The 19,782-nt window shown below is 73.1% G+C and carries 16 protein-coding genes; 5 read left to right on the top strand and 11 right to left on the bottom strand.

The features are described from left to right. Position 1: 1 nt before the first annotated feature. Together ACZ4W9_RS16550 and ACZ4W9_RS16555 are read right to left on the bottom strand one after the other, a co-directional pair. On the bottom strand, positions 2-3,025 hold the full coding sequence (locus ACZ4W9_RS16550) for an NACHT domain-containing protein (protein WP_467936164.1): 3,024 nt from the start codon (positions 3,023-3,025) through the stop codon (positions 2-4). A 61-nt stretch (positions 3,026-3,086) separates the two neighbouring features. After that, positions 3,087-3,749, bottom strand: coding sequence for an HAD family acid phosphatase (locus tag ACZ4W9_RS16555; RefSeq protein WP_467936166.1), 663 nt, complete (start codon positions 3,747-3,749; stop codon positions 3,087-3,089). Between the two features lie 477 nt (positions 3,750-4,226). On the opposite strand from ACZ4W9_RS16555, the gene ACZ4W9_RS16560 reads away from it, so the two are divergent. Further along, positions 4,227-4,778, top strand: coding sequence for a M23 family metallopeptidase (locus tag ACZ4W9_RS16560; RefSeq protein WP_467936168.1), 552 nt, complete (start codon positions 4,227-4,229; stop codon positions 4,776-4,778). Position 4,779: 1 nt separating this feature from the next. Here the strand turns inward: ACZ4W9_RS16560 and ACZ4W9_RS16565 are convergent, their stop codons facing one another. Next, positions 4,780-5,379, bottom strand: coding sequence for a TetR/AcrR family transcriptional regulator (locus ACZ4W9_RS16565; RefSeq protein WP_467936170.1), 600 nt, complete (start codon positions 5,377-5,379; stop codon positions 4,780-4,782). A 126-nt stretch (positions 5,380-5,505) separates the two neighbouring features. Between ACZ4W9_RS16565 and ACZ4W9_RS16570 the strand changes: the two genes are divergently transcribed. Next, entirely contained in the window at positions 5,506-7,074 is a 1,569-nt protein-coding gene (locus ACZ4W9_RS16570) for an MDR family MFS transporter (RefSeq protein WP_467936224.1), read from the top strand. Positions 7,075-7,570: 496 nt separating this feature from the next. On the opposite strand, the gene cseC is transcribed toward ACZ4W9_RS16570, so the two are convergent. From cseC to ACZ4W9_RS16595, 5 genes are all read right to left on the bottom strand, one after another. Beyond that, complete coding sequence (cseC, locus tag ACZ4W9_RS16575; RefSeq protein ID WP_467936172.1) at positions 7,571-8,935, bottom strand: two-component system sensor histidine kinase CseC; 1,365 nt, start codon at positions 8,933-8,935, stop codon at positions 7,571-7,573. A 10-nt stretch (positions 8,936-8,945) separates the two neighbouring features. Continuing rightward, a complete protein-coding gene (gene cseB, locus ACZ4W9_RS16580; protein ID WP_467936174.1) occupies positions 8,946-9,644 on the bottom strand; it encodes a two-component system response regulator CseB in 699 nt (232 codons plus the stop codon). Positions 9,645-9,682: 38 nt separating this feature from the next. Further along, complete coding sequence (locus tag ACZ4W9_RS16585) at positions 9,683-10,291, bottom strand: hypothetical protein (protein ID WP_467936176.1); 609 nt, start codon at positions 10,289-10,291, stop codon at positions 9,683-9,685. A gap of 41 nt (positions 10,292-10,332) precedes the next feature. Continuing rightward, positions 10,333-10,872, bottom strand: coding sequence for a SigE family RNA polymerase sigma factor (locus ACZ4W9_RS16590; protein WP_467936178.1), 540 nt, complete (start codon positions 10,870-10,872; stop codon positions 10,333-10,335). Positions 10,873-11,146: 274 nt separating this feature from the next. After that, positions 11,147-12,022, bottom strand: coding sequence for an HhH-GPD family protein (locus ACZ4W9_RS16595; protein WP_467936180.1), 876 nt, complete (start codon positions 12,020-12,022; stop codon positions 11,147-11,149). A 180-nt stretch (positions 12,023-12,202) separates the two neighbouring features. Here ACZ4W9_RS16595 and ACZ4W9_RS16600 point away from each other — a divergent pair, with 180 nt between their 5' ends. Further along, positions 12,203-13,039: a hypothetical protein gene (locus ACZ4W9_RS16600; protein WP_467936182.1), complete on the top strand. Its 837-nt coding sequence runs from the start codon at positions 12,203-12,205 to the stop codon at positions 13,037-13,039. Positions 13,040-13,141: 102 nt separating this feature from the next. Here ACZ4W9_RS16600 and disA read toward each other — a convergent pair whose 3' ends face one another. Both disA and radA read right to left on the bottom strand, forming a co-directional pair. Continuing rightward, positions 13,142-14,266, bottom strand: coding sequence for a DNA integrity scanning diadenylate cyclase DisA (gene disA, locus ACZ4W9_RS16605; RefSeq protein WP_030781598.1), 1,125 nt, complete (start codon positions 14,264-14,266; stop codon positions 13,142-13,144). 80 nt (positions 14,267-14,346) lie between these two features. Next, on the bottom strand, positions 14,347-15,756 hold the full coding sequence (radA, locus tag ACZ4W9_RS16610; RefSeq protein ID WP_467936184.1) for a DNA repair protein RadA: 1,410 nt from the start codon (positions 15,754-15,756) through the stop codon (positions 14,347-14,349). A 188-nt stretch (positions 15,757-15,944) separates the two neighbouring features. On the opposite strand from radA, the gene ACZ4W9_RS16615 reads away from it, so the two are divergent. Then, on the top strand, positions 15,945-17,846 hold the full coding sequence (locus tag ACZ4W9_RS16615) for a hypothetical protein (protein ID WP_467936186.1): 1,902 nt from the start codon (positions 15,945-15,947) through the stop codon (positions 17,844-17,846). Between the two features lie 81 nt (positions 17,847-17,927). Here ACZ4W9_RS16615 and ACZ4W9_RS16620 read toward each other — a convergent pair whose 3' ends face one another. Then, on the bottom strand, positions 17,928-18,710 hold the full coding sequence (locus ACZ4W9_RS16620; RefSeq protein WP_467936226.1) for a DUF3109 family protein: 783 nt from the start codon (positions 18,708-18,710) through the stop codon (positions 17,928-17,930). A 137-nt stretch (positions 18,711-18,847) separates the two neighbouring features. On the opposite strand from ACZ4W9_RS16620, the gene ACZ4W9_RS16625 reads away from it, so the two are divergent. Next, on the top strand, positions 18,848-19,780 hold the full coding sequence (locus tag ACZ4W9_RS16625; RefSeq protein WP_467936188.1) for a Ppx/GppA family phosphatase: 933 nt from the start codon (positions 18,848-18,850) through the stop codon (positions 19,778-19,780). Positions 19,781-19,782: the final 2 nt, after the last annotated feature.

The following is a 19,782-nucleotide window of genomic DNA, read 5'->3' on the forward strand; positions in this document are numbered from 1 at the left end:
TTCAGCGTTGTTCCAGGGCCACTTGCGCGTGGGGGAAGAACGGCTCGACGCGGGAGGGCGGAACGCCCGGGTGGGGCACCACGCTCACCGAGCGGAGGCCCGGCAGACGAGACGCCAGAGCGGACAGTTCCTCCGGGCCGAGGGCCGAGGAGACACACAACTCTCGAATGCCGGGAAGTTCCGGCATGAGGTGCGAGCCCCGGCAGGTGCTCCCCCTCAGCTGAAGCCGGACGAGGCAGGGCAGTCCGGTGACGCGTCTCCAGTCGTCGGCCGTCAGCTCTGTGGTCAGCAGTCCGAGGCTCAGCGTCCGCAGCTCGGTCCAGTGCTCCAGCCCGCGCAGTCCCGTGCTCTCGGTGCTGTCCCCACCGAGATGCAGGAACCTCAGCGGAGCATCGACGGGCAGGGCGTGGCGGAGATCGGTGCCCGGCAACCGCTGGGTCACGGCGAGCCTGGAGAGCGACCGCAAGGCACGCAGCTGGGCCGGATCGGCGATGTCCGGGCAGTCGAACTGCGCGAGCGGCAGCTCGGCGAGGCGGTCCACGCCGCTTACCGTGGGACAGGCGTACACCGACAGGCCGTGCAGTGCACGGAACCGCGTCAGGGCGCCCAGATCGGTGAGATGCGGATTGGCCGACAGGGTGAGTGCCAGCACCGTGTCGGGTGCCGGAACCGCGGCGAGGAGGTCCCCGATCAGGTGCACGCCCCGGAAGTGCAGGCGTTGCCAGGGACGCATCCGGGCGAGGGTGGCGCGCTGTTCGGCCGAATCGCAGGTGAGGACGAGGTCCGTGCGGTCCAGATGGTCCAGCACCTCGACCGCGTAGACATCGGCGTCGAAGCGTCCCCAGGTGCCCACGAGCTGCCGTCTTACATCGAGGTCCGGGTGGTCCCGGAACCGTCGCAGTACGGCCAGCGCGGCGTCCGGCTCCTCCGTTCCCAGCAGGGAGGCGGTGACCGTGACCCCGCGGGCCTCCTCGGCGGTCAGGCCCTCGGGCCCGGGCAGCAGCTCCAGAACCAGCGGTCCCGCTTCCGCCAGGGTCCTCGCCTCCTCCGTCGTCCGTGGCGGGATCAGCGCGCCCGCCCGGTCCTCGACCTCCGCCCGCACCCCGGGGTCCAGGGCGGTCGCGTGTTCCAGGCAGGCCAGTGCCAGCAGGGTCAGGCGGGGAGTGCCCCGGGCCAGCAACCGCCGTAGCAGGGATGCCCGTTCGCGTGGCCGGGCGTGGGCCACCGCCATGCGGATGACGTCCTCCCACTGGGCGTCGTCGGCGTGGCCGAGGAGGACGTCGAGGTGGCCCTCCTCCACCGCGTACCGTGCGCCCAGGTAGTCCTGGAAGGTGCGGTGGACGAAGTCGACCACCTCTTCCGCCGGCTGCCGCAGCAGGCCGCTGCGCAGCAGCAGCGCTCGCAGCACCGTGGCCGCGTCCCCGGACGCCGACGCGATCGCGGGCAGACACCGCTCCACGATCCCCTCGGCCGTATCGAGGTCCATCTCCGTGCGGCCGCTCAGCACCAGCGCGTACGCCAGCCGCTGGAGCAGTTCCAGCTGCGCCTCCTCACCGAGTTCGGCGCCCATGCCCCGTTCCCGGTCCCGGCGGGCGAGGAGCATGGTGAGGGCGGCGTCGTACAACTCCTTGCGGCCGGTGGGGAGATAGCCCCGGCGTTCCCGGTGCAGGGCGCAGATCAGGCCGCACATCAGCGGGTTGGTGGCCAGCCGGGCCAGATCGCGCTTGGTGCGCAGGGAATCCAGCAGCGGCTGCTCGTACTCCGGTGCCCGCGCCGCCTCGTGCCAGCGGTGCACGAACGTCGCCACCTCGGTACGGCGCATCGGGGCGAGGGTCAGTTCCCGGAAGCCTTCCGGGGCCAGCCAGTCGGGGCGTGCGGCGGTCGGGCGGGAGGTCAGGAGGACGGCGTTGCCGGGGTAGGCGGCGAGCAGCGAGCGCAGCCAGTCGCGGACGCGGTGGCGGTCGGCGGCCGGGATCTCGTCCAGGCCGTCGACCAGGAGCAGGCCCCGGCCCGCGGCCAGGAGCCGTTCGGTCCAGCCCTCCGGCGGGGTCAGCGGGCAGCTCACCGCCGTCAGGAAGCCGTCCGGCGCGGGCAGCGGGCCGGTGCGGACCAGGGTGCGCAGCGGGAGGACGAAGGGGACACGGTCGGCGTCGCGGGCCGCGGTGACCGCCAGCCACTGCACCAGCGTCGTCTTGCCGGAACCGGCGTCCCCGCGCAGCAGCACGCGGGAGCCGCCGGTCAGCGCCTCCTCGGCGGAGAGCCGGCCGGCCGTGACGTGCGGGTGCTCCGCGGGTTCCGGATCGCGCGGCCACTCGTCCTGGGCGGTCGCCTCCAGGCTGAGGTAGGCGACTTCGAGTGGCCACCGGTCGGGGGAGTCGCGCAGGTCGATGCCGTAGATGGTGATGTGGTCGTGGCGGTCGGCGAGGTAGGGGAGGTAGCGGCGTTCGAAGGCCGTGTCGCGGGCGTCGGGGCGCGGGGTGCGGGCGATCAGTTCGTCCACTTTGGCGATGAGCTCCGCCTGGGCGCGGCTCTGCTCCACCAGGGTGCGGGCGACGAAGGTCGACCGCCGGGTGAAGAACTCCAGGATGTGCAGGCAAGCCCACTCGGCGGCGGAGTCGAGGAAGGCGCAGGCGTCGGCGGACAGACCGTCCGGGGCCGGGGCGTGGCGCAGCAGCCGCCGGGCGAATTCCGCGCTGCCCAGCCGTACGGCCTGGACGTCCTCCATCTCCAGCTCGCCGAGGGCGAGCAGGCGGCGGGCGAGCGCGTCGGCGACCGCCTCCCGCTCGTCGGCGGGGAACGGGGGCTCGCCGGGCGACTCCACCGCCCGGGCCACGATCCGCCCGGCCAGCCGGTGGACGTCCTTCTCGCCCAGCGTCCGTTTCTCGCCCCGGAACGACACCAGCGCCGACAGCCGTACCGGGCGGTCGGCCAGGCCCGCGCCGGGGCCGTCCTGGACGAACAGCTTCCTCACCAGCGGGCCGATCAGGCCGGAGGCCAGTTTGCTGCCCAGTACGGCCGGCTCCATCCGCCACCCCCGTGTGCGTACCGACGTATGGGGTGAGCCTAGTCAGTGCAAACGTGCGGTGTTACGACAGCTGCCCGTCGTAGTCCGGCAGCTTGAAGGTCTTCTCGGCGTGGCCGCCGGAGAGGTCCGTGGTGTTGTTGCCTATGTTCGCGATGATCGTGTAACCGTCGTTCTCGATGCCGGCGCGCTGGGCGGTCTTGTAGGCGGCGACGTCCTTGAAGAGGTCGGTCAGGCCGCGGACGCGCAGGCCGGTGACCTCGTAGCCGTCGTGTTCGAGGTTGTACTGGGTGGGCCAGTACAGGACGCCGGGGCGGGCGGTGACGAAGAAGAGGGAGACGCCGTGCTCCTGGGCGTAGCGGGCGACGTCGAGGACGGGGCGATTGGCGGGCTGGGGGTAGCTGAAGCCGAAGTCGGTCTCCAGCGTGGTGTTGTCGATGTCGAAGACGATGGCCTGCTTCTCGCCGGGCCGGGCGGCGGCGACGCGCTGCTTCAGATAGGGCAGGGCCTGGCCCATGACCGCCTGGCAGTCCTTCTGCCAGGTGGCGCGGTCGACCTTCGCGGCCGTGGCGCCGGCCGGGGCCGTGGCGCCGGCCGCGGCCGTGGCGTCGGCCGCGGTCCGGGCCGGTGCGGCCTGCGCCGGTGCGGCCTGTACCGCCAGGGCGGCCAGCGCGGCCAGGGAGACGGCGGTCACGGAGCTGCGGCGTGCCCAGGGGCGTCTGGTCATCGGTGGGGGTCCTCTCACGTCCGTACGCGTGTCCGTACGCGTCCCGAAGGTCAGGGACATGATCCGAGCCGGGGGTGGCGTGTGGGGAACCGTAGGGTTACCGGGCGGTAGGGGGATAGAGGTCCGCGTCACAATTCCGTGCCCGGCCGTTTATGCGGCCGGTGACATGCCGCACGAGAGGTAAGTCACCTACTAACCCGCCCGGTGAACGGAAATAGGCGGATAAAAGGGACTTTTATTGCCGAAGTCGAGGGCGGAAAGCGGAGAGAACCCCGACGTCAGGGGCGGTGTCCGCCGGATGCGGCACGTGCCGGGAATCGACCGGTTTTAGAGGGCATCTACTACTCGGTGCCGTAGAGGCACCCTTTGTCAGCCCTCGGGGTGCTCGGTTACCAAGTAATGGCCGCTTCGGTGGACGTCCTCGACGGACGTCCGTGTGCCGGGTGGCCGACCAGTCCCCGAGTTCACGAGGTCACGATGTTCCGACGCTTCACGTCCCGCTCCGCCCGCACGTCCTCGCTCCGCGCCCGCGTGGCCGTCATGGCCGCCGGTCTCGGCGCCACGGCCGTCCTGGGCACCGGGGTCGCGAGCGCCGCCACCGCGTCCGCCACGTCCTGGGTCGACCCGGTGAAGCACTACACGCTCTCCGCCAGCTTCATGCAGGCCGGTGGCCACTGGGTCGCCAAGCACAGCGGCCAGGACTTCGCCGTGCCGACCGGCACCGAGGTCGTCGCCGCGCACGGCGGCACCGTCGTCAAGGCCGGCCCCAACGGCGCCGGTGACGGCCCGGCGTACGGCAACGCCATCGTCATCAAGCACGGCAACGGCACCTACTCGCAGTACGCGCACCTGTCCCGCATCGACGTGCGGATCGGCCAGGTCGTGGCGACCGGCCAGCACATCGCGCTGTCCGGCTCCACCGGCAACTCCACCGGTCCCCACCTGCACTTCGAGATCCGCACCACCCCGAACTACGGCTCCGCCGTCAACCCGGTCGCGTTCCTGCGCTCCCACGGCGTGGCGGTCTGACCTAGTCCTTGCGGCGGGCGTGTTCGTGCGCCTGCCGGATCATGTCCAGGGCGACTTCGAGAACGGCTTCGCGCCGCTTCTCGGAGTCGCTTTCGACGTCCTGCAGTACGAACATCCCGGCGTGCAGCGTGAACATCGCGCTGACCGAGCGCACCTGGTCCACCAGCTCCGCCCCGGGCGTGACGAGGATGTCCCGCAGGCCGCGCATCCGGTCCTTGAAGGTGTCGCCGATGCGCAGTTCGCGCACCGTCGCCTGGTTCTCCTGCATGAAGCGGAACAGTGGTTCCGCACCCGCGAGCGCCTCGCTGTAGCGGCGGATGATCTCCTCTTTGGTCTCCAGGGTGCCCGGCTGTCCCCTGCCCCACTCGATCAGGGCCTCGATCGGCTGCGTCAGGTCCTCGAAGAGGCTGACGATGATCTCTTCCTTGGTCTTGAAGTGGTAGTACAGCGCCGCCTTGGTGACGTCGAGGCGCTCGGCGATCTCCCGCAGGGAGGTCTTCTCGTAGCCCTGCTCCGCGAAGAGTTCGAGGGCCACGTCCTGGATGCGCTGGCGGGTGTTGCCGCGGCGCTGCTGCTTGGTGCCGTCCATGGTGCCGCCCATCCTCGTACTCCTCGCGCTCCCGCGGAAACTTACTTGACGCCCGGCTAGTAAGCCGTCTACCTTCCCAGTGTAGTGAGAACTAGCCGGGCGGCAAGTAAGTATCGCCCTGGGGGAAACGGGAAGATGATGGCGGACACAGCCGAAGGCGTCATAGCGGGCAAACGCCCCAGGAGTGTGCGAGTAGTGCTGCTCGCACTCATGATCGCGATGATGCTCGCGATGCTCGACAACATGATCGTGGGCACGGCGATGCCCACGATCGTGGGCGATCTCGGCGGCCTGGAGCACCTCTCCTGGGTCGTCACCTCCTACACCCTGGCCACCGCGGCCTCGACCCCGGTCTGGGGCAAGCTCGGTGACATGTACGGGCGCAAGGGGGCCTTCCTCGCCTCGATCGTGATCTTCCTCGTCGGCTCGGCGCTGAGCGGCATGGCCCAGGACATGGGCCAGCTGATCGGGTTCCGGGCCGTGCAGGGTCTCGGCGCCGGCGGTCTCATGGTCGGCGTCATGGCGATCATCGGCGACCTCGTGCCGCCCCGGGAGCGGGGCAAGTACCAGGGCATGATGGCCGGCGTCATGGCGCTGGCGATGATCGGCGGCCCGCTGGTCGGCGGCACCATCACCGACAACTGGGGCTGGCGCTGGGCCTTCTACATCAACCTGCCGCTGGGCGCGGTCGCCCTCGCGCTGGTCACCGTCGTGCTCCAGCTGCCGAGGAAGCGGTCCAAGGCGGGCATCGACTACCTGGGCGTGGTCCTGCTGACCGTCGGCATCACCGCGATCGTGCTGGTCACGACGTGGGGCGGCACCGAGTACGCCTGGACCTCCGCGCGGATCATGGAGCTGATCGGCATCGGCGTGGCCGCGCTGATCGGGTTCGTGTTCTGGCAGACCAAGGCCGCCGAGCCGGTCCTGCCGCTGCACATCTTCAAGAGCGGCAACTTCACCCTGATGGCGGTCATCGGTTTCATCACCGGGTTCGTGATGTTCGGCGCCACGCTGTTCCTGCCGCTGTACCAGCAGGCCGTGCAGGGCGCCTCCGCGACCAACTCGGGTCTGCTGCTCCTGCCGATGCTCGGCGCGATGCTCGTGACCTCGATGATCGCCGGACGGATCACCACCAACAGCGGCCGGTACAAGATCTTCCCGATCGTCGGCGGCGCCCTGATGATCGTCGGTCTGTACCTGCTGTCGACGATGGACACGGGCACGACCCGGTTCACCTCCGGCGTCTACATGGCCGTGGTCGGCGCCGGCATGGGCTGCCTGATGCAGATCACCATGCTGGTCGCGCAGAACAGCGTGCAGATGAAGGACATGGGCGTGGCGTCCTCCTCGGCCACCCTGTTCCGTACGCTCGGCTCCTCCTTCGGCGTCGCCATCATGGGCGCGCTGTTCAACCACCGCGTGCAGGACGTCATGACCGCGCGGGCCGGCGACCTGGGCTCGAAGATCACCGCCAAGTCGGCGCAGCTGGACGCGGACAGCCTGGCCAAGCTGCCGGCGGCGGCCCGCGAGGCCTACCAGCACGCGGTCTCCTCGGGCACGCACTCCGCGTTCCTGCTCGGCGCCGTGATCGCGGTGCCGGTGCTGATCGCGGCCCTGTTCGTCAAGGAGGTGCCGCTCAAGGGCGGACCGAAGGCCTCCGGCGAGGGCACGGAAGCGGTGCCGCAGCCGATGGCCGAGGCCATCTGAGCCACCCCGCACCCGAAGGCCCCGGCGCGTGTCCGCCGCCGGGGCCTTCGGCGTCTTCCCGGGCCGGGCGCACCGCCCGCGGCATCGCGTGGGCGGCCGGCGCCGAGGACGAGCCGCGCGACGGCGAGACGCGGGGGCCCGGCACCTCGGCGCGGGGCGCGGCCCCCGTCGGGATACCGGACCGGGGCGGGCCGGGCGGGCGCCCGTCGGTGGACAGGAACACCATGGCCTGCGCGACCGTGCGGCCCGTGGGTGGGCGGGGACGACCGTGACCGGTCCGCCTGCCCCCGGTGCTACGTCCGTCGCCGGTTCCTCCCGGACACCGGAAGCATCGGATAGCTGCCCGGACCGGGCCGGGCGGGCGCCCGTCGGTGGACAGGGACACCACGGCCCGCGCGACCGTGCGCCCGTCGGTGGACAGGAACACCACGGCCCGCGCGACCGTGCGGCCCGTGGGTGGACGGCGACGACCGTGACCGATCCGCCCGCCCCGGTGCTACGTCCGTCGCCGGTTCCCCCCGGACACCGGCAGCATCGGATAGCTGCCCGTGTTGGTGGGGGCGTGCTCCGGGAGCCACAGGACGGCGACCGCACCCTCGGCGGGCAGGTGGGCGGGGGTGCCGACGGGGCGCACGTTGCGGAAGGTCAACCGGGCGCCGAGGACGCGGGCCTGGCCGGCCGCGATGGTCAGGCCCAGCCCGTGGCCCTGCCCGGCGCGGTCCTTGCTGCCGGTGCGGAACCGGCTCGGTCCCTCGGCCAGCAGCTCCTCCGGGAAGCCGGGGCCGTGGTCGCGGACCCGGATGACCCGGCCCTCCACGGTGACCTCGATCGGCGGCCGGCCGTGCCGGGCGGCGTTGGCGAGCAGGTTGAAGAGCACCCGCTCCAGCCGGCGCGGATCGGTGGTGACCTCCGACTCGTGCACGACCCGCACGGCGGCCTCCGGGTCCTTGGCCGCCACCCGGCGCGCGACGAACTCGCCCAGCATGATGTCCTGCAGTTCCGCCCGCTCCGAGGCGCTGTCCAGCCGGGCCACCTCCAGCACGTCCTCGACCAGCGTGCGCATCGCCTTGGCCCGGTCCAGGACCAGTTCCGTGGGCCGCCCGGGCGGCAGCAGTTCCGCCGCCGTCAGCAGCCCGGTCACCGGGGTGCGCAGCTCGTGCGCGATGTCGGCGGTGACCCGCCGCTCGGCCTCCAGCCGCTGCCGCAGCGCGTCCGCCATGGCGTCCACCGCGCGCGCCAGATCGTCGGTCTCGTCCCGTACGACCCCGCCGATGGCCTCCCGCACCCGCACCTCGGTCTCGCCCTTGGCGACCTGGTTCGCGGCGGCCGCCGCCTTCCGCAGCCGGCGGGACAGCTGCCCGCCGATCAGCACGCCGAGCGCGCTGCCGCCGAGCACCACCGCGACCGAGCCGATGACCAGGGCCTGGTCCAGGTCCCTCAGCATGTCGACGCTGCGGTCCGGCAGGTGCAGGTGCACGGACAGCACGTGCCCGCCCTTGACCGGGACGGCCGCCCAGATGTCCGGGTCCTTGCCGTGCCGGGAGACGTCACTGGCCCGCCGGCCCCGCTCGACGCTCTCGCGCAGCGCGTCCGGCAGCTCGGGGTCGTCGACCTGGACGTAGGGGAAGACCGGTCCCCGGTTCAGTTCGTAGTTGCGCTGGGCCAGCACCAGGCGGTCGTTGGCCAGCTCGCGCGCGTTGTCCAGCATCGAGACCCGGGCCGCGTTGTGCACGACCAGGCTCAGCACGACCGCCACCAGGCCGGCCACCAGCGCGATCGCCGCGCTCAGCTTCCATCTGAGCCCCGTGCGCAGTCCCGCGCGTTCCACGCGCCGCACCGGGTGCCGCAGGATCCCCCGCATACCGCCCCGCTCAGGCCTTCAGCTTGTAACCGAAGCCGCGGACCGTCTCGATCCGGTCCTGGCCGATCTTCTGCCGCAGCCGCTGCACGTGCACGTCCACGACCCGGGTGTCCCCGCCCCAGCCGTAGTCCCACACGCGTTCCAGCAGCTTGTCGCGGGAGAGCACGGTGCCCGGCGCGGAGGAGAACTCCAGCAGCAGCCGCATCTCGGTCGGGGTGAGCGCCACCGGCCGTCCGGCCCGCCGCACCTCCATGCCCTCGGTGTCGATCTCCAGGTCCCCGAAGGTCAGCGTGCCGGTGACCGCGGCCCCGGGCTCCTGCGCCCGCTCCCCGCCCGCGTGCCCGAAGCGGCGCAGCACCGCGCGGATCCGGGCGACCAGCACGGCACCGTCGAACGGCTTGGTCACGTAGTCGTCGGCGCCCGCCTCCAGGCCGAGGACGACGTCGATGGAGTCGGCGCGCGCCGACAGCATGATCACCGGCACGGTCGACTCGTCCCGGATCCGCCGGCACAGGCTGACCCCGTCCAGGCCCGGCACCATGACGTCCAGCAGGGCGATGTCGGGGCGGTCCGCCCGGAACGCCTCCAGGCCCGACAGGCCGTCGGGCATCGCGGTGACCGCGAAGCCGTCCCGCTCCAGGGCGAGCTGGGTGGCCTCGCGGATGACGTCGTCGTCCTCGACGAACAGAACGTGGGTCTGGTCTGCCATCCCGGTGCTCTCAGTCCTCATGATGTGCGTGTGGGGGATCAGGTGCCCGGCACCGGCCGCGGGGTGCCGTCGGCGGACTTGCCGTACTCGTTGCGGGTGGGTTTGCCCGGGACGAACCGGCCCGCCTTCCAGGTGTAGGGGGTCACGATGTCACCGGACGGGCTGGAGATCGGGTCGTCCTGCTCGTAATACTGCCGGGTCACCGACAGGGTGCCGCGGTCGATCTCCGCGTAGACCGGGGACTCCTCGCTCTTGAAGACGTTCCGGAACACGCCGTCCTCGTCCCGGTACACGTACGAGCCGATGCCGACCCAGTCCGCGCAGGTCATCACGTTGATGACGACGTCGTCCACCGGGGCGTCGGTGAGATCGGCGTACGAGACGTCGACCTGGTAGTCGTCGCCGTCGCACGGCTTCAGCTCCCGCTTGACCGCCGCCGACACCCCGGGGTCGCGCTTGAGCAGCGCCACGGCGTCCACCCGCCGGAACTTGCCGAAGGCGGTGCTGGGGGAGGGGGAGGGAGCGGCGGCGGCGTCCGCCGCCGCCGAGGCGTGCGCCGGGCCCTCGTCCCGGGCGCCGGTGCCCCCGCTGCCGCAGGCGGCGAGGAAAAGGGCGAGGGCGGCGAGCGCGGTCCCCACCGCGATCACCGCCTGTGAACTCCCTCGGACCCCGTCGGGCCCGGCCCCGGTCAGGCCGCGCAACGCTCCCGCTCCTCACGCTCCAGCGCGCGTGCGTCCAGATCGCGGGCCTCCAGCTCCTCGCGGAGCCGGGCGAGCGCCCGGTGCAGCGTGCTCTTGACCGTACCGGCCGACATGCCGAGGGCCGCGGCCGTCTCCTCTGTGGACATCTGCTCCCAGTGTCGCAGCACCACGACACTGCGCTGCTTGGGTGCGAGCACCTTCAGGACGTCCATCAGCAGGGCCCGGTCCGCGTGCTGCTCGGTGGCGTCCGCCACGGAGGCGTCCGGCAGCTGCTCGGTCGGCACTTCCTCCAGCTTGCGCGCCCGCCACCACTCGGTCCGCGTATTGATCATGACCCGGCGCAGATAGGCGTCGGCGAGCCGCTTGTCGGCGATGCCCTCCCAGCGGCCGTACGTCCGCACCAGCGCGGTCTGCAGCAGGTCCTGGGCGTCGACCGGGTCCGGCACCAGCCGGCGGGCACTGCGCAGCAGCGCGTCCTGCCGGGTGCGGACGTACTCCTCGAATTCGAGCACCTCGCCCTGCGACATGATCAACCGCCTCCGTTCCCCGTCGTGCCTCCGGCTCCTGCCGGAAGTCCCGCTGTCCCCGAGCCCGGTGGTCCGCCGGGCACGGACAAGAAGTTACGGAGCGGTTGTCACGGGGCTGTGCGGACCAGCCTGCGGCTGGCAATCGGCTATCCGTCGGTTGTGTAACGGAAGCCGTGACAGGGTAGGGCGCAGGGAAGTTGCGTCCCTTTATGGGGCGTTATGAGGTATTGGTTCCTTCGTAACGTACGCCCCGGGAATGTGACCTGGCTGTGTGTCAGCCCAGCGGCAGCCGGTACAGACCGCCGGGCAGCGGCTCCACCAGACCGTCCGCGACCAGCCCGTCCAGCGCGCGGGCCCGCTGCACCGGCTCGTGCCACACCCGGTCCAGCGCCGCCTGCGGCACCGGCACGTGCGCCTCGCGCAGCACGGCCAGCAGCTTGCCGCGCACCTGCCGGTCCGTACCGGCGTACGTCTGTCCGCGCCGCGGCGGCCCCGAGTGCTCCGGCTTGCCCGCCAGCCGCCAGGCGCACTGCCCGGCGATCGGGCACCGCCCGCACCCCTCGTTCTTCGCCGTGCACACCAGCGCGCCCAGCTCCATGGAGGCGGCGGCCCACCGCGCGGCGGTCCGCTCGTCCTCGGGCAGCAGTTCCCGGGCCAGGCGCCGTTCGGCGGCCGTGGTCGCGTTCGGCGGGTACTGCACCCCGGTCACCGCCCGCGCGATCACCCGGCGCACATTGGTGTCCAGCACCGCGTGCCGCTGCCCGTAGGCGAAGGAGGCGACGGCCGCCGCCGTGTACTCGCCGATCCCGGGCAGCGCCAGCAGTTGCGCGTGGTCCGTCGGCACGTCCCCGCCGTGCCGCTCCGTTATGGCGACCGCGGCGCCGTGCAGCCGCAGGGCGCGGCGCGGGTAGCCGAGCCGGCCCCAGGCGCGCACCGCCTCGCCCGGCGCCTCCTTCGCCAGGTCGGCGGGGCGCGGCCAGCGGGTCAGCCATTCCTCGTAGACGGGCAGCACCCGGTTCACCGGGGTCTGCTGGAGCATGAACTCGCTGACCATCACGCCCCACGGGCCCGCCTCCGGGCGGCGCCAGGGGAGGTCACGGGCATGGGCGTCGAACCAGGCGATCACGGGGGCGTGGAGCTTCTCAGTCATGGCCCTTCGATCCTGCCACGGGTGGCCGGGTGTCGTGCGTGAGGGTGCGGTCACCGAGCGTGGCGAAACGCTAAGGGCCGCACCGTCCAACGCAGTTAGGCGAAATGATGATCCGGAAAAGTTCACCGCGGCGCGGCGGGTGACGCGAGCGAGCGCGGCGATCTCTCGTACAGTTTGCGCGTGGGATCTCTGCGCAATCCGGTCGGGCCGCTTCCCTCCTCCATCTACTGGCGTCGGAGGGTCGTACTGCTGTCCGTGGTCGCCCTGTTGGCGCTCGTGATCACGGTGATCGTCACCACCGGCGGCGGAGGTGGCAAGAAGGACACCGCCGGGTCCGACGGCAAGAACCCCACGCACACCATCACGCCCGGACCGAGTCCGTCCGGCTCCGCGATCAGCCAACACCCGGGCGGGCGCGACGAGTCGGGCGGCGGGGACACCGGCGGCGGCGGGGACTCCGGGGGCTCCGGTGACGGCGGCGTCCCGGGATCGGCCGCGGGCTCCGGCGGCTCGTCCGGGGCCGGCGGGTCCGGCGGCCCGGCCGGTTCCGCGGGCGCGGGTTCCGGCGGTGCCGCCGTCGCCGCGGGCGACGCGCTCCCCGGCTCCTCCACGCTGCCCGACTGCACCCCCGACGCGGTGGCGTTGAGCCTGCGCAGCGTCCGCAACTCCTACTCGCCGGACCAGACCCCGACCTTCGAACTCACCGCGAAGAACGGCTCGTCGGCGGACTGCAAGGTCGATCTCGGCCCGAAGCGCGCTGTGTTGACGATCACCCCGGCGGACGGCGACGACGCGTTCTGGTCCTCGGACGACTGCCCCGAGGGCCCGGGCAGCCTCGCCTTCCGGGTGCCGGCCGGACAGAGCGTCACCTACACCGTCAAGTGGGACCGCGAGCCGAGCGCCGCGCGCTGCGCGACCCCGTCCGGCGGTGCGGCCAAGCCCGGCACCTACCTGCTGGAGGCCAAGGCTCCCGGCCACGGCAAGCTCCAGGCGTCGTTCGTGCTGTCGGCGGACTGAGAGCGGCCCGCAAGGGCGCGGGGAACGGCGCGGGCAACCACGACGAACCCGCAGCCGCCGACCGACCGGAAGGCCCGGGCTGTCAGGCGCCCCGCCGAAACCTCAGACGTACCGCTCCAGGATCGACGACTCCGCGAGCCGCGACAGCCCCTCCCGGACGCTGCGCGCCCGCGCCTCGCCCACGCCGTCCACGGTCTGCAGGTCGTCCACGCTCGCGGCCAGCAGCTTCTGCAGGCCCCCGAAGTGCTCCACGAGCCGGTCGATGATGGCGCCCGGCAGCCGCGGCACCTTGGCCAGCAGCCGGAAGCCGCGCGGCGAGACCGCCGAGTCCAGCGACTCGGGCGACGCGGTGTAGCCCAGCGCACGCGCCACCGTGCCCAGCTCCAGCAGCTCCGCGTGGGTCAGCGCGTCCAGCTCGGCCAGCGCCTCCTCGACCGTGCGGGACCGCTTCGCCGTCGGCTCGGGCACATAGTCGCGGACGACCAGCTCGCGGTCCGGCTCGACCCCGGCGATCAACTCCTCCAGCTGGAGCGCGAGAAGCCGGCCGTCGGTGCCCAGCTCGACCACGTACTCGGCGATCTCGGTCGCGATGCGGCGGACCATCTCCAGCCGCTGCGCGACCGCCGAGACGTCCCGGACCGTCACCAGGTCCTCGATCTCCAGCGCCGACAGCGTGCCCGCGACCTCGTCCAGCCGCAGCTTGTACCGCTCCAGGGTCGCCAGCGCCTGGTTCGCGCGGGACAGGATCGCCGCCGAGTCCTCCAGGACGCGCCGCTGACCGTCCACGTACAGGGCGATCAGCCGCATCGACTGGGAGACCGAGACCACCGGGAAGCCGACCTGCTTGCTCACCCGGTCCGCCGTGCGGTGCCGCGTGCCCGTCTCCTCCGTGGGGATCGTCGGGTCCGGCACCAGCTGCACGCCCGCGCGCAGGATCTTCGACAGGTCCGACGACAGCACGATGCCGCCGTCCAGCTTGCACAGCTCCCTGAGCCGGGTGGCCGTGAACTCGACGTCCAGCACGAACCCGCCCGTGCACATCGCCTCGACCGTCTTGTCGGAGCCGAGGACGATGAGACCGCCGGTGTTGCCGCGCAGAACCCGCTCCAGGCCGTCCCGCAGGGGCGTGCCCGGTGCCACGGCGCTCAGCGAGGCGCGCATCAGACCGTCGGAACCGGCACTCCCACCGGACTTGCCGGGAGCCGCTGCCCGGTCGTTGGCTGCCACTGCACTCCTCCGGTCGCAGGTTCTGACGCGCCCCCGTACCCGCACTCGGTTCGTACGGACGGGCGAGACCAGGGCAAAGTCTACCGGCGCTCCTCCGCCTCCCGTGGGGCCTCTCGGCGACGGGAGCGCGGCAGAACCCGCAGCGCGTCCCCCATGTCGGCGACCTCCAGCACCTTCATGCCGGCCGGCACCTTGCCCGGATCCGACGGCACGAGCGCGTGTGTGAAGCCCAGCCGGTGCGCCTCGGCGAGCCTGCGCTGCACCCCCGTGACCCGTCTGACCTCGCCGGCCAGCCCCACCTCGCCGATCGCCACCAGGTTCTTCGGCAGCGGGGTGTCGCTGGCGGCGGAGGCCAGGGCGAGCGCGATGGCGAGGTCGGCGGCGGGCTCCGACAGCTTCACCCCGCCGACCGTCGCGGAGTAGATGTCCCGCTTGCCGAGCGCGCTGATCCGGCCGCGCTGCTCCAGCACGGCCAGCATCATCGACACCCGCGAGGTCTCCAGACCGGACGTCGTGCGCCGCGGGGAGGGGATCTGCGAGTCCACGGTCAGCGCCTGCACCTCGGCCACCAGCGGGCGGCGGCCCTCCAGGGTGACGGTCAGGCAGGTGCCCGGCACCGGCTCGGCGCGGCGGGTCAGGAACAGGCCGCTGGGGTCGGCGAGGCCCGTGATGCCCTCGTCGTGCAGCTCGAAGCAGCCGACCTCGTCCGTCGCCCCGTACCGGTTCTTCACGCCCCGCACCAGGCGCAGGCGCGCGTGCCGGTCGCCCTCGAAGTGCAGCACGACGTCCACCAGGTGTTCCAGCAGGCGGGGACCGGCGATGGCGCCGTCCTTGGTGACGTGGCCCACCAGCAGCGTGGACATGCCGCGATCCTTGGAGGCGCGGATCAGCGCGCCGGCCACCTCCCGGACCTGGGCCATGCCGCCGGGCGCGCCGTCGATCTCGGGCGAGGCGACCGTCTGCACCGAGTCGAGGATCAGCAGGGACGGCTTGACCTCGTCCAGGTGACCGAGGACGGCGGCCAGGTCGGTCTCCGCCGCCAGGTACAGATGGTCGTCCAGGGCGCCGATGCGGTCGGCGCGCAGCCGCACCTGGCTCGCCGACTCCTCACCGGTGACATAGAGGGTGCGGTGCTCGGCGCTCGCCGACTTGGCGGCCACGTCCAGCAGCAGGGTGGACTTGCCGACGCCCGGCTCGCCCGCGAGCAGGACGACCGCGCCCGGCACGAGGCCGCCGCCGAGCACCCGGTCCAGTTCGGGCACGCCGGTGGCGCGGGCGGTGGCCTGCCGGCCGTCGACCTGGCCGATCGGCAGCGCGGAGGTGCTGACCCGGCCCGGCGCCGTCGTGCGGACCGCGGGCGCGCCGTACTCCTCGACCGTGCCCCACGCCTGGCATTCGGGGCAGCGGCCGAGCCACTTGGCCGTCTGCCAGCCGCACTCCGTGCAGCGGTACGACGGGCGGTCCTTGGTGGTCTTGGTACGGGCAGCCATGCGGAAACCGTAGCCCCCGGCACTGACAACGGGACCGCGACGGCCGCTTCCCGGCCGGCCCTCCCGGGAACCGGACGCGGGAACACGGTGTACTTGTCCCCTTATGAGGGATCGTTTCACCCGTACGGATTAAAACTGCTCAAGGTTCCCGAAGGGGCACTCCGGCGCCGCCTACGGTCGCACGGGTGATGAGCAGCAGCCCGGAGACCACCACCCGCACCGCCGGGGCGCACCAGGCGCGGAACGAGCCGTGTGACGCGCGACGGGAGGCGCGTGAGGCACGAGAAGCACGCGAGGCCCGTGAGGCGCGCGACCGTGCCGCCGCGCGCACCATCGCCCAGCGCACGCCGGCGCCCTACGACTCGTATCTGGACGGCCTGTTCACCTACTGCCTGTCGGTGCTGTGCGACCACGACGCGGCCACCGGCGCCCTCGCCGACGCCCTCGCCGTGGCCGGCCGGCGCGGCCACCGCCGCCCCGAGTCCCCCGGCGACCTCAGGGCCTGGCTCTACGCCCTGTCCCGCTGGGCGTGCCTGCGCGGACTGGCCGAGACGAAGCGGCGACGCCAGGGCACGCACGCGGCGGGCCGGGGCGGGGCCGCCGCCGCGAGGGGCCCGGGCGCGGGGCCGGGCGCCGGGGGCGGGACCGGGGCAGGGCTTGAGGCCGGGGCGGGGGCCGGGCCCGGGTTCGGTGCCGGTGCCGGGATCGGCGTGGACGCCGGAAGAGGCGCGGGCAGAGGCGCGGGCAGAGGCGCCGGAAGGGGCGCGGGCGGCCCGGAGGCGGCTCTCGCGCCGGAGGCCGAGGAGCGGCGGCGCCGCGAACTCGCCCTGCTGGCCTGGCCGGAGGCGGCCGGCACCACCCCCGAGCAGCGCGAGGCCCTGGAACTCGCCGTCCGCCACCACCTCGCGGCCCACGAGGTCGCCGCCGTCCTCGGCCTCCAGCCCGCCGCCGCCCGCGAGCTGCTTGCCTCCGCCGCCTGCGAGGTGGAGCGGACCCGTGCGGCCCTCGCCGTCGTCGAGGCGGGCGGCTGTCCGAGCGTGGCCCACCTCACCGGGGACAACCGGCTGGTCCTGAGCACGACCCTGCGCCGTGAACTGGTCCGGCACGTGGACGACTGCCCGCGCTGCCGCCGCACCGCCGAGCGCGCCGTCCCCGGCCGCTGGCCCGGCGCCACGGTCACCCCCGCCGAGCTGCCCGTCCTGGAGGCGCCGCGCACGGCCCTCCACATGGCGCTGGCGCACCAGCCGCGTGCGCGTGGCGCGGGCGTGCCCCGCTTCGACCGGCGCGGCTTCCCGATGGACCCCGAGGACCGGGCGGCCCGCCGGGACCGGATGCGTGCGCGTGCCGTCACCACCACGGTGGTCGCCACGGTCGTCGCCGCGCCCGTCCTCGCGCTGTGGGCCGCGTACCGGGGCGGGCCGGCCGGGCAGGACGACGGGCCGTCCGCGACCGCCCGCGAGGCACAGGAGCCCGACGCGCTCGGCGACGGCCCGGCCGACGGTTACGGGAACGCGGGGAACGCCGGGGCGAAGGCGGGCCCGCGCATCGGCGGCGACGGCAAGGCGGACGTCTCCGTGCAGGTCGTGAGCGTCGGCGGCACGGACGGGAGGGACGCGGCGCGGCTGGCGGTCGGCGCGGCGAACGACGGGGACACCACGCTGATCACCCTCACCGCCTCCCCGGGGTCGTCCGGGATCCGCTGGTCGGTGTCCACGCCGGCCGCGTGGCTCTACTTCAGCCGGTCCTCGGGAACGCTCGCCCCCGGCCGGACGCTGACGGTCAAGGTGTACGTCGATCACCTCCGCGAGCCGTCCGGTCCCTGGCACGCGCGCGTGGCGGTGGCCCCGGCGGGCGCGGTGGTCTCCATCGACGGCTACGGCACGGCACCGGCCCGCCCGACCCGCCCGGCCCCGCGCCCCTCCTCCCCGTCCGCCTCTCCGACGCCCTCCACACTCCCGACCACCCCACCGGCCGGCACCTCCCCGCCCCCGGCGCCGACCCCGCCCCCGTCCACCCCGCCCCCCTCCCCTGCGGACACCCCGCTCCCGACCCCCTCGGAAACAGGGGTGCCGAGCCCTTCGGGGAGCTAGGGACCGGGGGAGGGGAGCGCACGCCGGGCAGCCCACCGGCCAGGAGGCGGCGGCGGGCGGGAGGACGGTGGAAAACCCCGGCTACTCCACGGGATCCGCGGGATGCGGGGCCACCAGGGGCAGCTGGGAGGCCAGGCGCTGCGCGCACAGTTCGGCCAGGCGGTCGTAACCGGCCTTGCCCATCAGTTCCGTGAGTTCGGCGCGGTAGGAGACGTAGACCGGCTCGCCCGCCCCGTGGGCGGACGTCGCCGAGGTGCACCACCAGTGCAGGTCGTGGCCGCCCGGGCCCCAGCCCCGGCGGTCGTACTCGCCGATGGACACCTGGAGCACGCGCGTGTCGTCCGGGCGCTCGATCCAGTCGTAGGTCCGCCGGACCGGCAGCTGCCAGCACACGTCCGGCTTGGTCTCCAGCGGCTCGCGCCCCTCCTTCAGGGCCAGGATGTGCAGCGAGCAGCCCGCGCCGCCCGCGAACCCCGGCCGGTTCTGGAAGATGCACGAACCCTGGAAGGGCCGCGTCTGCCGGGACCCCTCCTCGTCCTCGGAGATCCAGCCGCCGCGCGTGCCCTCGTCGTGGTGCTGCCAGATCTCCGGGGTGAGCCGCGCCACGTGCCCGGCGACCCGCTTCTCGTCGTCCTCGTCGGAGAAGTGCGCGCCCAGCGAGCAGCACCCGTCGTCCGCGCGCCCCGCCTGGATGCCCTGGCAACCACTGCCGAAGATGCAGTTCCAGCGAGAGGTCAGCCAGGTCAGATCGCAGCGGAAGACCTGCTCGTCGTCCGCCGGGTCCGGGAACTCCACCCAGGCACGGGCGAAGTCGAGCCCCTTCTCGTCGCTCACCCTCGCCTCCTCGGGAGTTCCGGCGGCCACACGCTCTTCGCCCGCCTTGCCGACCTTGCCTGCTTTGTCGGCCTTCGCCTTTTTCGTCTTTGGCACCCGTCCAGGGTAAGTGGCCGGGGAGCACCGGGGACACCGAGGACGGAGGATCTGGCAGTAGGTTTCCGTACATGAGACTCGGTGTCCTGGACGTGGGTTCGAACACGGTGCATCTGCTGGTGGTGGACGCCCACCCCGGCGCGCGCCCCCTGCCCGCGCACTCCCACAAGGTCGAACTCCGGCTCGCCCAACTCCTCGACGACAGCGGTGCGATCGACGAGAGCGGCATCGACAAGCTGATCGAGGTCGTCCAGGACGCGCTCCGGGCCGCCGAGGACAAGGGCGTCGAGGACCTGCTGCCGTTCGCGACCTCCGCCGTCCGCGAGGCAGGCAACGCCGACGACGTCCTGGGGCGCGTGGCCGACAAGACCGGCGTACGCCTCCAGGTCCTCTCCGGCGAGGAGGAGGCCCGGCTCACCTTCCTCGCCGTACGCCGCTGGTTCGGCTGGTCCGCCGGGAAGCTGCTGGTCCTGGACATCGGCGGCGGCTCCCTGGAGATCGCCCACGGCATGGACGAGGAGCCGGACGCGGCGGTCTCCCTGCCGCTCGGCGCCGGCCGCCTCACCGCCGGCTGGCTGCCCGGCGACCCGCCCGCTCCGGAGGACGTCCGCGCCCTGCGCCGCCACGTCCGTACCGAGATCGCCCGCACGGTCGGCGAGTTCGCCCGCTTCGGCGCCCCCGACCACGTGGTCGCCACCTCCAAGACCTTCAAGCAGCTCGCCCGCATAGCCGGCGCCGCCCGCAGCGCCGACGGCCTCCACGTCCAGCGCGAGCTCAAGCGCGAGTCCCTGGAGGCCTGGGTCCCGAAGCTGGCCGGCATGACCGCCGGCCAGCGCGCCGGGCTCCCCGGGGTGTCCGAGGGCAGGGCCGGCCAGCTCCTCGCGGGCGCCCTGGTGGCCGAGGGCGCGATGGACCTCTTCGGCGTGGAGCGACTGGAGATCTGCCCCTGGGCCCTGCGGGAAGGCGTGATCCTGCGGCGCCTCGACCACATGGTCACGGCATAGCG

The sequence above is a fragment of the Streptomyces sp. NPDC029296 genome, from assembly GCF_055569255.1.

Excerpts from the sequence above, each read along its gene's own strand:
- ACZ4W9_RS16550 (WP_467936164.1), bottom strand. The coding sequence starts at position 3,025 with ATGGAGCCGGCCGTACTGGGCAGCAAACTGGCCTCCGGCCTGATCGGC.
- ACZ4W9_RS16555 (WP_467936166.1), bottom strand. The coding sequence starts at position 3,749 with ATGACCAGACGCCCCTGGGCACGCCGCAGCTCCGTGACCGCCGTCTCC.
- ACZ4W9_RS16560 (WP_467936168.1), top strand. The coding sequence starts at position 4,227 with ATGTTCCGACGCTTCACGTCCCGCTCCGCCCGCACGTCCTCGCTCCGC.
- ACZ4W9_RS16565 (WP_467936170.1), bottom strand. The coding sequence starts at position 5,379 with ATGGGCGGCACCATGGACGGCACCAAGCAGCAGCGCCGCGGCAACACC.
- ACZ4W9_RS16570 (WP_467936224.1), top strand. The coding sequence starts at position 5,506 with ATGGCGGACACAGCCGAAGGCGTCATAGCGGGCAAACGCCCCAGGAGT.
- cseC (WP_467936172.1), bottom strand. The coding sequence starts at position 8,935 with ATGCGGGGGATCCTGCGGCACCCGGTGCGGCGCGTGGAACGCGCGGGA.
- cseB (WP_467936174.1), bottom strand. The coding sequence starts at position 9,644 with ATGGCAGACCAGACCCACGTTCTGTTCGTCGAGGACGACGACGTCATC.
- ACZ4W9_RS16590 (WP_467936178.1), bottom strand. The coding sequence starts at position 10,872 with ATGTCGCAGGGCGAGGTGCTCGAATTCGAGGAGTACGTCCGCACCCGG.
- ACZ4W9_RS16595 (WP_467936180.1), bottom strand. The coding sequence starts at position 12,022 with ATGACTGAGAAGCTCCACGCCCCCGTGATCGCCTGGTTCGACGCCCAT.
- radA (WP_467936184.1), bottom strand. The coding sequence starts at position 15,756 with ATGGCTGCCCGTACCAAGACCACCAAGGACCGCCCGTCGTACCGCTGC.
- ACZ4W9_RS16615 (WP_467936186.1), top strand. The coding sequence starts at position 15,945 with ATGAGCAGCAGCCCGGAGACCACCACCCGCACCGCCGGGGCGCACCAG.
- ACZ4W9_RS16625 (WP_467936188.1), top strand. The coding sequence starts at position 18,848 with ATGAGACTCGGTGTCCTGGACGTGGGTTCGAACACGGTGCATCTGCTG.